This is a genomic window from Thermoanaerobacter sp. X514, assembly GCF_000019065.1.
Lineage (GTDB): Bacteria > Bacillota > Thermoanaerobacteria > Thermoanaerobacterales > Thermoanaerobacteraceae > Thermoanaerobacter > Thermoanaerobacter pseudethanolicus.
In genome coordinates this window covers 2,101,899-2,116,198 of sequence record NC_010320.1, presented here as the reverse complement: position 1 = coordinate 2,116,198, position 14,300 = coordinate 2,101,899, and the positions used below count along the sequence as shown (strand labels likewise).

General features: G+C 32.8%; 16 protein-coding genes and 2 tRNA genes. 14 read left to right on the top strand and 4 right to left on the bottom strand.

The features are described 5' to 3' along the window. Positions 1 to 78 precede the first annotated feature (78 nt). Positions 79 to 1,590 carry an asparagine synthase B gene (asnB, locus tag TETH514_RS10600; protein WP_009052612.1) on the top strand — a complete coding sequence of 504 codons (1,512 nt, stop codon included), beginning with the start codon at positions 79 to 81 and terminating at the stop codon, positions 1,588 to 1,590. 28 nt (positions 1,591 to 1,618) lie between these two features. On the opposite strand, the gene TETH514_RS10595 is transcribed toward asnB, so the two are convergent. Beyond that, entirely contained in the window at positions 1,619 to 2,884 is a 1,266-nt protein-coding gene (locus tag TETH514_RS10595) for a D-alanyl-D-alanine carboxypeptidase family protein (protein ID WP_012268771.1), read from the bottom strand. Positions 2,885 to 2,998: 114 nt separating this feature from the next. Here TETH514_RS10595 and TETH514_RS10590 point away from each other — a divergent pair, with 114 nt between their 5' ends. Further along, on the top strand, positions 2,999 to 3,604 hold the full coding sequence (locus TETH514_RS10590; RefSeq protein WP_012268770.1) for a helix-hairpin-helix domain-containing protein: 606 nt from the start codon (positions 2,999 to 3,001) through the stop codon (positions 3,602 to 3,604). 53 nt (positions 3,605 to 3,657) lie between these two features. Here the strand turns inward: TETH514_RS10590 and TETH514_RS10585 are convergent, their stop codons facing one another. After that, on the bottom strand, positions 3,658 to 4,131 hold the full coding sequence (locus TETH514_RS10585) for a phosphatidylglycerophosphatase A (RefSeq protein WP_009052609.1): 474 nt from the start codon (positions 4,129 to 4,131) through the stop codon (positions 3,658 to 3,660). Between the two features lie 129 nt (positions 4,132 to 4,260). On the opposite strand from TETH514_RS10585, the gene gltX reads away from it, so the two are divergent. Together gltX and TETH514_RS12780 are read left to right on the top strand one after the other, a co-directional pair. Then, positions 4,261 to 5,700 carry a glutamate--tRNA ligase gene (gltX, locus tag TETH514_RS10580; protein WP_009052608.1) on the top strand — a complete coding sequence of 480 codons (1,440 nt, stop codon included), beginning with the start codon at positions 4,261 to 4,263 and terminating at the stop codon, positions 5,698 to 5,700. Positions 5,701 to 5,828: 128 nt separating this feature from the next. Continuing rightward, on the top strand, positions 5,829 to 5,990 hold the full coding sequence (locus TETH514_RS12780) for a hypothetical protein (RefSeq protein WP_003868099.1): 162 nt from the start codon (positions 5,829 to 5,831) through the stop codon (positions 5,988 to 5,990). Positions 5,991 to 6,028: 38 nt separating this feature from the next. Here TETH514_RS12780 and TETH514_RS10575 read toward each other — a convergent pair. Then, positions 6,029 to 6,104 (bottom strand) — tRNA-Glu (locus TETH514_RS10575). 4 nt (positions 6,105 to 6,108) lie between these two features. Continuing rightward, positions 6,109 to 6,182, bottom strand: a tRNA-Gln gene (locus TETH514_RS10570). A gap of 169 nt (positions 6,183 to 6,351) precedes the next feature. Between TETH514_RS10570 and TETH514_RS10565 the strand changes: the two genes are divergently transcribed. The 10 genes from TETH514_RS10565 to holA all read left to right on the top strand — a co-directional run bounded on the left by TETH514_RS10565 (position 6,352) and on the right by holA (position 14,280). Further along, complete coding sequence (locus TETH514_RS10565; RefSeq protein WP_003868098.1) at positions 6,352 to 6,522, top strand: DUF362 domain-containing protein; 171 nt, start codon at positions 6,352 to 6,354, stop codon at positions 6,520 to 6,522. Positions 6,523 to 6,639: 117 nt separating this feature from the next. Next, a complete protein-coding gene (ilvE, locus tag TETH514_RS10560; protein ID WP_003868097.1) occupies positions 6,640 to 7,515 on the top strand; it encodes a branched-chain-amino-acid transaminase in 876 nt (291 codons plus the stop codon). A 106-nt stretch (positions 7,516 to 7,621) separates the two neighbouring features. Next, entirely contained in the window at positions 7,622 to 7,804 is a 183-nt protein-coding gene (locus TETH514_RS12955; RefSeq protein ID WP_369791827.1) for an alanine--tRNA ligase-related protein, read from the top strand. A 264-nt stretch (positions 7,805 to 8,068) separates the two neighbouring features. Next, on the top strand, positions 8,069 to 8,287 hold the full coding sequence (locus TETH514_RS10555; protein WP_003868095.1) for a hypothetical protein: 219 nt from the start codon (positions 8,069 to 8,071) through the stop codon (positions 8,285 to 8,287). 72 nt (positions 8,288 to 8,359) lie between these two features. Then, the gene (locus TETH514_RS10550) at positions 8,360 to 8,545 is read left to right on the top strand and encodes an aspartyl-phosphate phosphatase Spo0E family protein (RefSeq protein ID WP_003868094.1); all 186 of its coding nucleotides are present in this window, start codon (positions 8,360 to 8,362) and stop codon (positions 8,543 to 8,545) included. Between the two features lie 125 nt (positions 8,546 to 8,670). Next, positions 8,671 to 9,171 carry an ECF transporter S component gene (locus TETH514_RS10545; RefSeq protein WP_003868093.1) on the top strand — a complete coding sequence of 167 codons (501 nt, stop codon included), beginning with the start codon at positions 8,671 to 8,673 and terminating at the stop codon, positions 9,169 to 9,171. Positions 9,172 to 9,539: 368 nt separating this feature from the next. Next, positions 9,540 to 10,265, top strand: coding sequence for an HAD family hydrolase (locus TETH514_RS10540; RefSeq protein WP_003868092.1), 726 nt, complete (start codon positions 9,540 to 9,542; stop codon positions 10,263 to 10,265). Further along, entirely contained in the window at positions 10,262 to 10,984 is a 723-nt protein-coding gene (locus tag TETH514_RS10535) for an MBL fold metallo-hydrolase (RefSeq protein WP_003868091.1), read from the top strand. The genes TETH514_RS10540 and TETH514_RS10535 overlap by 4 nt, the downstream gene beginning before the upstream one ends. Before the next feature lies 1 nt (position 10,985). Continuing rightward, the gene (locus TETH514_RS10530; RefSeq protein WP_009052606.1) at positions 10,986 to 13,259 is read left to right on the top strand and encodes a DNA internalization-related competence protein ComEC/Rec2; all 2,274 of its coding nucleotides are present in this window, start codon (positions 10,986 to 10,988) and stop codon (positions 13,257 to 13,259) included. A gap of 4 nt (positions 13,260 to 13,263) precedes the next feature. After that, complete coding sequence (gene holA / locus TETH514_RS10525; RefSeq protein ID WP_009052605.1) at positions 13,264 to 14,280, top strand: DNA polymerase III subunit delta; 1,017 nt, start codon at positions 13,264 to 13,266, stop codon at positions 14,278 to 14,280. The last annotated feature ends 20 nt before the right edge of the window (positions 14,281 to 14,300 follow it).

Below are 14,300 nucleotides of genomic sequence, written 5' to 3'. Positions count from 1 at the left end.
CTTAGGAACGTAAGATCTTTTCTTACGTTCCTTATTCAATTTCTTTAAATATATCTGAAGGGGAGGAATGATAGTCAAATGTGCGGATTGGCAGGAATTATAGGAACTGCTGATAAGAGCAAAATACAAAGGATGCTTGAAAAAATACAACATCGTGGCCCGGATGAGTCAGGTATTTTTGCAGATGAAAATATTACATTAGGCCATAATAGGTTGACGATAATTGACCTTTATCATGGACGCCAACCTATAAAAAACGAAGATGGCAGGTATTGGCTTATTTATAATGGAGAAATTTATAATTACCAACTATTGCGTAAAGAGTTAAAAAACCATACTTTTTCCACAGATACTGATAGCGAAGTTATAATTCATTTGTATGAAGAACTAGGTAAAAATTGTATTAACTATATTGATGGAATGTTTGCTTTAGCTATTTATGACTCTAAAAAAAAGACCATATTTATTGCTCGCGATCCGTTAGGAATAAAGCCATTGTATTATGGTAAAACAAAAGAAGGTTATTTTGTCTTTGCTTCGGAGATTAAAGCACTTCAGGAAGTAACTGATGATATAAATGAATTTCCTAATGGATATATTTATACCAGTGAAAAGGGGTTTGAAAAATATTATTCAATTCCCCAGGACCCGATGCATTTTGGAGAGGTTGATGACATTATTAATGGATTAAGGCTTAGATTAGAGGATTCAGTAAGAAAAAGGTTGATTGCTGATGTGCCTGTTGGAGTATTTTTAAGTGGCGGATTGGATAGCAGCCTTATAGCAGCAATAGCAGCAAAATACAAAAATCCCCTTCACTCATTTGCAGTAGGTGTCGAAGGAAGTAATGACTTAAAGAATGCAAGAGTTGTTGCTGATTATGTAGGTACGATTCACCATGAATTTATTTATACAGAGGAGGACATAAAAAAAATTTTACCCGAAGTTATATATCATCTTGAATCCTGTGATCCAGCCTTAGTCAGAAGTGCTGTTGCAACATATTTTGTATCAAAACTTGCAAGCAATTACGTAAAGGTTATTCTTTCAGGAGAAGGTGCTGATGAATTGTTTAGCGGATACCATTACCTTAAAAATTATACCAATTCTTGGAAATTACAATCCGAATTAAAATATATAACTCGAAATTTGCATAATACAAATCTTCAAAGAGTTGACAGAATGACAATGGCACATTCCATTGAGGGACGTGTACCGTTTTTAGATGTAGAAGTGTTACGGTATGCATTTAAAATAACACCGTCATTTAAAATTAACGGCCGAGAAAAAATCGAAAAGTGGATACTTAGAAAACTTGCAGAAAATTATTTACCAGAATCAATTGTATGGAGAAGAAAAGAAAAATTTGCAATAGGAACTGGTACATCTGAAATATTGAATAAGATAGCCGAATCAGAAATTAGCGATGCAGAGTATATAAAAAATAGATTCCTACCTAATGGTTTTGAAATAAAGTCTAAAGAAGAGTTGTATTATTTTAAAATTTTAAAAAGATTTTTTAATGTTGATTCTTTTATAAAGGACATGGGAAGAAGTAGAAGCCTCAATGACAACCAAATATATGCATAAAAAGAGGGCATTCTGCCCTCTTTTTAAATCAATATTTTGAGAAGATATATTTTTTTCTATTTCTAATTTTCCGTCTTCTCCAAAGGATAAAAGCTATTCCTAAAATTGTTGTTCCAGCAATAAATTTTACGGGGTTAGTATACATTGTATTTTTTACACCAGAAGATTGTACCTCCGTATAATAGTTTCCCCAAAAGTTTTTATAAACAGATTCGGCTGCAATGAGAGGATTTGTACCAATTTCGTTGCCATCTAAAGTATATTTGATGTACCCTAACACATCTCCTTTATTTATTGGCGTTTTGATATCCTTATTTAGAATTATTTGGGTCTCTATAGAATTTTCTTGACCTTTAGGAACTTCGTAGTAAAAGTCTTCTTTTGCAATAAGAGGAAGTTTAAAGTGGGACTTTCCTAAGTCGATATATGTTATTGTTTCACCCTTTTCTGTTTTTTTCACTAAACTAAAGTTTTGAAACCCGTAGTCCAAAAGTTTTATAGTATCTGTCCAGATATTTGTTCCTTGGTCTCCCATTATGACGGATATAAGTCTGCGACCATCTCTTGTTGCAGAAGCTGCTAAAACTTGACCAGCTGCAACCGTGTCTCCTGTTTTTACTCCATCAGCTCCTTCATAGCGAAAACTTGAAGGTTTAATTAAGCGATTGCTTAACCATAGGTCTCTTACTTTATCAAACTTATTAGTAGGAGGAATTTGATAATGTATTGTAGTTACTATTTTTCTAAATTCTGGATTTTGCATTGCATACCTTGCTATTAATGCCATATCATAAGGGGTGGAATAATGATTGTCATCAGGAAGACCATTTGGATTTACAAAATGGCTATCATAAGCTCCAATTTCTTTAGCTTTTTCATTCATCATTTTAGCAAAGTTTTCTACGCTTCCACCAATGTGTTCAGCAATTGCTATTGCTGCATCATTGGCAGATTGTAACATAATCGCATAAAGTAATTGTTCTAACGTAAGTTGCTCACCAGGAGAAAGAAATATGGAATTTCCATCTATTTTTGTAACATTATTGCTAGCAGTTACAATATCGTTTAAGTTTCCCTTTTCTATAGCAATAATTGCAGTAAGAATTTTAGTTGTGCTTGCGGGGTACATTCTTTTGTGCATATTTTTGTCATACAATACTTGACCTGTTGTAAAATCCATTAAAACTGCAGTTGGGCCTACAATTTCAGGTGGTGGTGGCACATTAGCGTATACAGGAGTTATTTGCACTACCAAAATAAATAGTGTGAGCAAAGAAGCTATTATCTTTTTCATTTTTATGCCTCCAATTTATGCTGATACTTAAAGTATAACAAAAAAACGCGAAAAATAAAAAGGAATTTTTTGATTTATGTAGAAATAAAGGAGCTTGTAAAAAGAGGTGATAGCATGACTTATTTTTCAAAGAGACAACAGTATGCCATAGTTGTTTTATTATCCTTTATCTTATTGTTTTCAGGGTATGTAATTTATAAAAATTACAAATTAAAAAATGATTTTGTTATTAGTACAAATGCTGATGATATATCAGAAGAGGTAAATAATAGTATTGAAGAGAATAAAAAAGAACCTTCGGAAATAAAAGTTTATGTGACGGGCCTAGTTAAAAATCCAGGAGTTTATCTTATGGAAGAAGGAGAAAGAGTAATAGATGCTATAAATAAAGCTGGGGGTCCATTGGAAGAGGCAGACCTTACCAATATCAATCTTGCGCAAAAAGTTAAAGATGAGCAGATGATAAAAGTGCCTAAAAAAGGTGAGGAAGCGATGGTTTCATTTTCTGATACTACAGCAAAAGATAAAAAAATAAATATAAACACAGCTACAAGAGAGGAATTACAGACATTGCCAGGGATAGGTCCTGTAACGGCTGAAAGAATAATAGAATTTAGAGAAAGCAAAGGACCTTTTAAAAAAATAGAGGATATAGTGAATGTTTCTAGAATAGGGCCTAAGATGTTTGAACAGATAAAGGATAAAATTACAGTTGATTAAGTATTTGTTAAATAGTTCCACATAGAACAAAAAATGTTACAGTTAAACACGTATCATGAATCTTTCTTTTTGGAATGAGCAATTCTAGCACAGGCCGCGGCGATTATTGCAGCTACTAAATCATCAATAAAAGTATTACACTTTTTTTCTTTATCTTCATTAAGTTTTCCTATTATGCCGGGTTTTACTTTATCAAGATATCCAAAATTAGTAAGACCTATAGAACCATAAACATTTGTTATACTAAGGGCCAAAATTTCGTCAATGCCGTATAAAGGTTCATCTCTTTTTAAAATCGACAAAAGAGGTTCTTCTAGCAGGTCTTTTTCTGCTAATTTGTCTAAAGCGATTCCTGTCAAGATTGCATTTTGAACTTCTCTTTTCTCAAGTACATGATGTAAATTTTCTATGCATTCCTCTATTGTTAAATCATCATAATACTTTTTTTGCAAGTCTAATACTAATATTGCCATATCTCCTAAAATAACTCCTCTTTCTTTTAAAAGGTTTATAACAATATCTTTCATTTTAACAGCTCCTTTTTTAAGTTTATAGTATGATTATACCACAAATTTTTGATGAAATACTTCTTTGTTGAAAAAACACTTCAATTAAAGTATAATCAAAATAGTTTAAACTTATGAAGAGGTGATAAGATGAGTGAAGTGAGAGTAAGATTTGCCCCAAGTCCTACAGGGAGTTTACATATAGGTGGTGCCAGGACTGCTCTTTTTAATTGGCTTTTTGCAAGGCACAATGGAGGAAAATTTATTTTAAGGGTGGATGACACTGACCTACAAAGGTCGACAGAAGAATCTATGAAAGGGATACTTGAAGGACTGAAGTGGTTAGGTATTGATTGGGATGAAGGACCTATTTACCAATCGCAAAGGTTAGAAGAATATAGAAAATTCGCAAATAAATTATTAAAGGAAGGAAAGGCTTACTACTGTTTTTGCACAAAAGAAGAGTTAGAGGAAATGAGAAAACAGGCAGAAAAAGAAGGTAGGCCTCCAATGTATACGGGAAAATGTAGAAATTTGACCAAAGAGCAAATAGAGGAGTATTTAAGGCAAGGGAAAAAACCTGTAATAAGATTAAAAGTGCCTCAACAAGGGAAGACAGTGGTTCACGACATAATAAGAGGGGATGTAGAGTTTGATAATTCCACCTTTGATGACTTTATAATTATGAAATCAGACAATATGCCTACTTATAATTTTGCTACTGTGGTAGATGATTACCAAATGGGGATAACACATGTTATACGGGCAGAGGAACATTTGTCAAATACCCCAAAGCAAATACTAATTTTTGAAGCTTTAGGCTTAGAAATTCCTCAATTTGCCCATGTGTCTATGGTTTTAGCCCCTGATAGAAGTAAACTTAGTAAAAGACATGGAGCGACTTCTGTGCAGGAGTTTAGAGACCAAGGATATCTTCCTGAAGCAATTGTAAATTATATAACATTGCTGGGATGGATTCCAAAAGATGGGGAAGAAATTTTTGATGTGTCAAAAAGCATAAAAGAATTTACTTTAGAAAGGGTATCAAAAAATCCAGCTATTTACGATGTACAAAAGCTGACGTGGATAAACGGCCATTACATAAGGAATTATGATTTAGATAAATTAACTGAAGTTGTCATTCCATTTTTGAAAGCTAAAAACTTTATTGGGGAAGATTTCGATTATGATTATATCAAAAAAATAGTAAGTGTAGTAAGAGAAAGGGAAAAAACTCTTGTGGATGTAGCTGATGCCATGAGCTATTATTTTACAGAAGTTAACGAATATGAGGAAAAAGGAGTTAAAAAGTATTTTACTAAAGAAAAAGTTGTGGATATCCTAAAAAAAGCAGTAGTGACTTTAAAAGAAGTCGAGCCTTTTAATAAATTTACAACTGAGGAAACGTATCGCAAACTTGTGGAGGAATTACAAATATCCAGTGGTGAACTTTTCCATCCCACGAGATTAGCTATTTCAGGTAGAACTTTTGGACCAGGACTATTTGACATAATGGAACTTTTGGGAAAAGAAAGAACTATAAAGAGAATTGAGAAAGCCATAGATTTTATTCAAAAGATGAGGAAATAACAAAAATATTGACATAGTGTATAATTTTTACTACTATGATAATAGTATTACCCTTATAAGGGTGATACTATTATTTTAACCCATGAAAGGGTGATACCACGTGTATACAGTGATAACAGGCGACATAATTGGTTCAAGAGAACTGTTGGCAAAGGGGATTAAATTCCATCGCAAGATATAAAGAGTTAGATGATAAAAATTTTGCAGAATACTATTTAATAGGGACAATGTTAAGTATACTTATAGCTCTTTTTGGAGGTTTAGCGATAAAAGCCATATTAAAAATATAAAAGGCATCCACCGGATGCCTTTTTCTTCATTTTTATATTGGTAGCCCCAAGGGGACTCGAACCCCTGTCTTCGCCGTGAGAGGGCGATGTCCTAGGCCGCTAGACGATGGGGCCAAAATGGCTGCCGAACTAGGACTCGAACCTAGACTAGATGATCCAGAGTCACCTGTGCTACCATTACACCATTCGGCAGCGCCTCGACGAAAGTAATTATAGCATAGGTTTTATCTTTTGACAAGACCCTTTTAGTTTTTAAAAAATTTGCTAAATTCCAAAAATTAAATTTGCTTATTTACAATTGCATGTAAATGATTTATAATTTTTGAGGAACTACATACTGTATACAGGGAGGGGGAAAATAATGGCACATTACATTACTGATGAATGTATAAGCTGTGGAGCTTGTACTGCAGAATGCCCGGTAGATGCTATTCACGAAGGTGATGGAAAATACGAGATTGACCCTGATACTTGCATTGACTGTGGTGCTTGTGAAGCTGTGTGCCCAACAGGTGCTATAAAAGCTGAATGATTTAAAAACAAAAAGCCTCATTTTGGGGCTTTTTGTTTTTTATATTACATTGACTAAACTCTTTTAAAGTGATAAAATTTTGCTAAATTAATTTGAAGTAAAGGAGGAGTCATAAGTATGGGGTTAGTATATGTGAATGGAGAATTTGTAGACAGTGAGAAAGCTTCAGTCTCGGTTTTTGACCATGGCTATCTTTATGGGGACGGTATTTTTGAGGGCATAAGGGCTTATGATGGAGTTATATTCAAACTTGATGAGCACTTAAAAAGACTTTATAGTATGGCAAAAGCCCTTCTTCTCGACATTCCTATGACGATAGAAGAGATGAAAGAAAAAGTTGTGGAAACGGTAAGAGTTAATAATTTAAGGGATGCCTATATAAGGCTTGTAGTGTCAAGAGGAAAAGGTGATTTAGGCCTTGACCCATATAAATGTCCTAAACCCACAGTCGTAATAATAGCTGATAAGATTACTTTATATCCTGAATCTATGTATCAAAACGGTTTAAAAATTATTACCTCTACTTATAGAAGAAATTCTATTCAGGCTTTAGATCCCCAGATAAAGTCATTAAATTATTTAAATAATATTCTTGCAAAAATTGAAGCAGTAAAAGCTGGGTATCCTGAAGCTCTTATACTAAACCAAGAAGGATATGTGGCTGAATGTACTGGTGACAATATTTTTATAGTTTCAAATGGCACCTTGTATTCTCCTCCTTCGGCAGTAGGAGCATTAGGAGGAATTACAAGGGCTACTGTAATTGATATAGCAAAGCAATTAGGAATCCCTTTTGAAGAAAGGTATTTTTCCTTGTTTAACGTGTATACTGCAGATGAATGTTTCTTGACAGGTACAGCTGCTGAAGCAATACCAGTGGTAGAAGTAGATCATAGGGTAATAGGAGATGGAAAACCTGGTCCCATAACGAAAAAGATAATAGAAGAGTTTAGAAAACTTACTACTGCTTTAGGAACAAAGGTTTATGAATAAGAATTGCATGGATGACTTCCATGCAATTTCTTATAAAGAAGGGATGATTTTTATGACTGAAAAGCTTTTTTATGAAAATAACTATGTTACCTAGTTTGATGCCAACATCATAGATAAAAGGAAAACCCACGATAAATGGGAGTTAGTGTTAGATAAAACTTATTTCTATCCTGAAAGTGGTAGACAACCGAGTGATACAGGGATAATTGATGGCTTTAAAGTTTACAAAGTATATGAGGAAAATGATGTAATATACCATGTAGTAGATAAATGTGTCAAAATTACTTGAAGAGAATAAAGAGGTTAAAAAAGAAGTTAATATTTTGAAAGAAAACAGAGGTATTAAGGGTTTTTGACGGAAAAGGCGGAGGAAACGCTTATATTTGTCAAGGTGGAGGCTCCCCAGACAGATTAGAATTAGCAATGGACAAGGCGTTGAGTATTGTTATAGGCGAAATAAATAAAATGTAAAAAATTTTAAAATTTTAGCAGGAAATTTATAACATATATAGAATATATTATAATAAATATTTAAAATGGGGAGAGTAGGGAGATGGGTGTAGTAAAAAAAGTAGATGAAGAATTAAAACGAAGCATGGAGAGTATTAAGGAAAAAATAAAAAGTGACGATATCTTGAATAGGATACTAACTAATGAAGCTGAACAGGTAAATGAGGGAGAAAATGATTGGAAAGTAGAGTGTGGACGAGAAATTGTAGAAATTTATAAGAAATTGGTTAATATAGTAGATAAATTAAGGGTTGTTTCTTAATAAAACCTATTGTAATTTTTGTATTATGATGGTAAAATTGTATATACGAACTTTTAAAAAGGGGTAAACAAAATGAAAAGTAATGAAGCATTAGAAAGACAGATAAGTGTTTTGAGGAAAGAACTGGATAACCTCGTTACTAAGGAAGAGATTGACTATGAAAAAGTGCTTGATATAAGTCGTAAACTGGATGATTTGATTGTTTCATATATAATCAACAAAAAAGATAGGTATTCCACAGTGGGAAACTATATCTAAAGCCTTTTAAGACTTTTAAGAAAAGAAGGCTTTTCTTTTTTTTGTTATTATATTGTTATGATTGCACCATTACAATTGTATGTTATAATATAACTATCTTATATACATTTATTGGAGGTGGAAATATGGAACAAAACAATGTTAAAAAAATAGTATACGGGGCTTTTATGATGGCATTGGTTACTATTGGTACTATGGTGATTCAGATACCAACTCCGGCTACAAAAGGCTATATAAACGTAGGTGATTCTTTTATATTCTTAAGTTCTGCTTTATTTGGTCCTACAATGGGATTTGTAACTGGAGGAATTGGTTCAGCTTTAGCGGACTTGTTGTCAGGTTATGCCTATTGGTCTCCCTGGACTTTTATAATTAAAGGGATAGAAGGGTTGATTGTTGGACTTATGTATAAAAAATATACTAAGGAATATTTAAAAGTTGTATCTCTTATAATAGGAGCTTTATGGATGGTGTTAGGATACTATATAGCAGGAGGAATCATGTACGGTTTTAAAACTTCATTAGTTGATGTGCCAAGTAATTTAGTGCAAGGTTTTGCAAGTATAATAATAGGGTATATTTTGATACGTTTGATATCTCGATTGGAACTATTTAACAAAGTGTAGCAGGGCTTTTTAAACCTTGCTTCAGACTGTTGACAAACTTTCATAAAGGAGATATTTTGCATAAGGAGTGACTTGTTACAAAGCGATAAACAAAACTTAGCAAGACCGAGGGTGGAGGCAGGGCCGAAGCCAAGGATGGCGGAGGCGGGCACCTTAAGGCATGGATGCCACCTGACGTAGGTACCCTGCCGGAACCTGAAGGTCGAGCTTTAGTTTTGTCGCTTTGGAACATCGGAGCGACGATGCAAAATATCTCCTTTGAAAATTTTTTAACTTTGTCAACAAAGTATAGCGGGGTTTTTAAACCTTGCTTTTTTTTATGTAAAAATATATCATTATATATGGAAAGGGAAATTGAGGTGATGAGAATGATTGATACATTTTTATTTGACTTGGACGGTACCTTACTTCCTGTTGATACGAACAAGATGTTGGATGAGTATTTTTTAAGTCTCACAAAAAAGCTTTCTCCTCTATTTGACCCCCATTTTTTATTTAAAAGTCTTTATAGTGCCAGTATGGACATGATAAATAATTTAGATCCAAACAAAACTAATGAAGAAGCATTTTTTGATTCTTTTTTAAAAAAAGTCAACTATCCAAAAGAAGAATTGGATGTACTTTTTGAAGACTTTTATTTAAATGATTACAAAGAATTGGGGAAAAATATTAAAGCTAATGAATACGTCAAGAAGTCTTTAGAGATTTTGAAAGAAAAAGGCTATACACTTGTTTTAGCAACCAATCCTGTATTTCCAAGAATTGCAATTTTAGAGAGGCTTAGATGGGCAGGCCTTAATGAAAGCTATTTTGATTTTATAACTACTTATGAAAATATGCATTTTTGTAAGCCCCATATACAATACTATGAAGAGATATTAAAAGTTATAAATAAAAAACCGGAAAATTGTTATATGGTGGGAAATGATGTGGAAGAGGACTTGATAGCTTTTAAGTTGGGGATGAAGACTTTTTTGATTGAGGACTATATGATAAATAGAAATTCAAAAGATATAGTAGCGACACAAAAGGGTAGTTACAAAGATTTATATGAATTTGTCTGTAGCTTTAAGGAGGGAGGCAAAAATTTATGAAAGTCACAGTGTTAGGGTGTCATGGACCTTTCCCTGGGCCTTATGGGGCTACTTCCGGATATTTAGTAGAAGATGAAAATACTCATATTTTACTGGACTGTGGCAGTGGAGTAATAAGCAGATACCAAAGGTATTACGACTTAAATAAATTAAAATACATAATTTTGTCTCATTTGCACTCTGACCATGTAGCAGACATGATGGTTTTAAGATATGCTCTTGATATTATGAAGTCAAGAGGCATGATAACTGAACCTGTGAATGTATATTGTCCACAAACACCAGAAAATGTTTTTGAAGATTTTAAGTTTAAAGATGTTTTTAATTTACACATTATAAATGAAGAGGCTACTTTAAATTTAGAGGGAATAGAGATTTCTTTTAAAAAGATGACGCATCCTGTAGAGACTTATGCTGTGAAGATTAAAAAGGGAGAAAAAATCTTTGTATATAGTGGTGATACCACCTATAATGAGGATTTAATATCTTTTGCAAATAAAGCTGATTTATTCCTATGTGATGGAAATTTATTGACAGGAATGCAAGGACCCCACTTAACTGCTGCGGAAGCTGCTGAAATTGCTAAGAAAGCCGAGTGCAAAAGATTAGTTTTGACTCATTTGTCACCGTTTATTTCTATCAAGGATTATTATGATGAAGCAATTAAAGTATTTGGAAATATAGAAATTGCGAGAGATTTTGAAGTTTATGTGATATAAAATGGAATTTCCATTTTTATATCTTACTGTAGCTCTTTCTTTAGGAATAATAATTGGAAGATATGTTTTTTATCCTTTTGCTTTTTTGCTTTTATTAGCAATTTCAGTGGCTATTTCTTTGTGGGGGTATTTGAAAAATAAAAATGTCAGTTTACTTCTTTTAATTTCTTTTATTTTTGTAGGTGCAATTTTAAGTGGCAATGCTCTTAATTCTCCCAATCCTTATCTAAAATTTGAAGATAAATTTATAACTATAAAGGGCAAGGTGCAGGAGGTAAGAGAATATGAGGGATATGCTAAATACATAGTTAAACCGACTAATTTACCTAAAGTATTGTTTACTCAATATGGGGGCAAATATCCTTCTGATGGAGATGTTGTAAGTATAAGGGGGATAGTTTCAATACCTAAAAGGGCTACAAATCCAGGAGGTTTTGACTACAAACTCTTTTTAAAGAAAAAAGGAATTTATGCAGTCATGAGAGTGCAGGGGTATGCCGTTGACATTGTGGGCAAAGGCAATTTAAATTTTATTGAGAAGGTTATATATGCTGCAAAGCAAAAAACAGAAGTTAATTATATAAATTCAATGCCCGAAAGAGATGCTAAGTTTGTTATATCGATTTTTTTAGGAGATAAACTTGTTGACGATGAGACTTTGGTACAATTTAGGACAGCAGGTATTTCACATATTATTTCCGTATCAGGAATGCACGTAGCAATCATAACAGGTTTTATACTTTATATGTTAAGTCTTTTTAACATTAGAAGGTACAAAGTTCCTATCATTATAATTGTATTGACCTTCTATGCAATTTTAACAGGAGCAAATCCGCCAGTTATAAGGGCAGCTCTTATGGCTTCTATCGCTTTAATTGGCACTACTTATGGCAAAAAACATAATTCTATAAATTCTTTGTCTTTTGCTGCTTTTGTGATATTAATATTTAATCCTTTAATGCTGTGGGATGTAGGTTTTCAACTTTCATTTGTTGCTACTTTAGCTATTTTGTATTTCTATAAGCCGATACGAGAAAAATTATCAATGCTAAATCCCAAAATACGAGAATTAGTCGCTTTAACTCTTTCTGCTCAAATTGGCACAATCCCCTTTACCATGTATTATTTTCATTATATATCCATAATTTCGCTTTTGTCCAACATTGTAATAGTGCCATTGGCGAATATAGCAGTCGTTTTGGGATTTTTATCGGCTATGATAGGGCTGATTTTTCCTCCCTTGTCCTATTTTATAAATTTTATAAATATACCTGTTGTAGAAGTTATTTTGTACATAACGAAATTATTCAATAGCTTTCCTTATGCCAGTATAAATACTATTGTTCCGCCTTTGTATGTGATTGTTTTGTATTATGGGATTTTAGCAGTCCTACTTAGCAGTTTTGATAAAAAAACTAAAAAGATTTCTATTGCAATTGCCTTGACTTTTGTTATAGCAATTTTCTTTTATAATTATCTATTGCCTAAAGATTTAGAAGTGACTTTCCTGGATGTAGGACAAGGGGACAGCACTTTTGTCAGGACACCCCACGGCAAAACTTTTTTAATAGATGGGGGAGGCAGGCCCTTATTTGCAATTTCTTCATTTGATGTCGGAGAAGATGTGGTACTTCCATTTTTGTATTACAAAGGTGTTATGAAGCTTGATGGAGTTTTTATATCCCATACTGACATCGACCATGTAGGCGGGATACTTAGTATTTTGCAGCAAATGAAAGTTGACAAAATCTTTATAGGGATACAAAAAGTTACTGATGATAATTTCAAAGAATTGATGGAAATTGCAAAATCAAAAAACATTCCCGTTGTGTTTTTAAAAAAGGGTGATAAAGTCAAAGTAGATGGTGTTGAAATATATGTTTTGCACCCTGACCCAGCAAATTTGATAGAAGAAAATCCTATAAATAACAATGGTCTTGTTTTTAAAATGAAGTATAAAGATATGGAGTTTTTATTTACAGGTGATATAGAAAAACCGGCCGAAGAAATTTTAAAGAATTTAGACATAAAGACTGATATTTTGAAGGTGGCTCACCATGGGTCAAGTACTTCATCTTCAGAAGAATTCATTGAAAAAGCCAATCCGAAAATATGTATTCTCCAAGTAGGTAAAAACAGTTATGGACTCCCTGATGAGAGAGTGCTAAAATATCTTCAAGAAAGGTCTATAGTGTATAGAACAGACAAAAATGGTACCATTATTGTAAAGACAGATGGGAAAAAGGCATATATAAGGACTGTTCTTAAGGAGTGAAAGAATGAAGTATAAAGAATTAATAGACAGTTTAAAAAAAGGAGAAATACATAATATATATCTTTTTTACGGAGAAGAGAGATTTTTGTTGTCAGACGCTATCAAAAGGTTTAAATCAAAGATCTTAAAGGAAGAAACCTATGAGATGAATTACATAGTTATTGAAAAGAATGATCCAGAAGAGTATGTAGATGCTATCATTGAAAGCTGTGAGACTTTGCCTTTTTTTTCTGAGTATAAGTTAGTTGTAGTAAAAAACGAGGAGGACCAACTTTCTAAATTGAGTGATAAGAGTTTAAAAAAGCTTGTGAATTATATGGAAGAAAGAGCCAATATGGCGGAGAATAAAACAGTTTTGATTATTGTAGATGGAGAAAAGGTAGACTTGAGGAAGAAGTTTTACAAATTTATAGAAAAAACAGGTAAAATAGTGTATTTTCAAAAGCTTTCATTTGAAGAAGCTGTAAATTACACAGGTTATTTTTTTAAAAAAAGTGGGAAAAAGATAAGCAAATCTGATGCAGAATACCTTGTAAAAAGTGTAGGAACTGATTTGTATGCTATTGTAAATGAAATACATAAAGTGGTTTGTTATTCTGACAGTGAAGAAATAAAAATGGAAAAAATGAAAGAAGTCCTTACTATAAACCTGCAACAAAACATTTTCAATCTTGTTAGTGCTATAGGAATGAAAAAAGAAAAAGAGGCTTATAAAGTTTTATACGCCCTTTTAGAAAAGGGAGAAGTACCTCTTATTATATTGTCCATGATAGTAAGACAGATGAGGCTGATCGCTAAAATCAAAACTTTTGAAAGCAAATTTGTAGATAAAAAGAGTATAGCATCTTCTTTAGGAGTGCCATATTTTGTAGTAGAAGAACTAACAAGACAAAGTAAGTTTTTTAAAAAAGAGGATTTAGAAAGGGCATATAAAGAATGCTTAAAATGTGACATTGCATTGAAATCAGGGGCGGATAGCAGTTTGGCATTGGAGGAGCTTGTAAAAAAATTGTGCAAATGATAAAAAGCGTACTTTTAAGG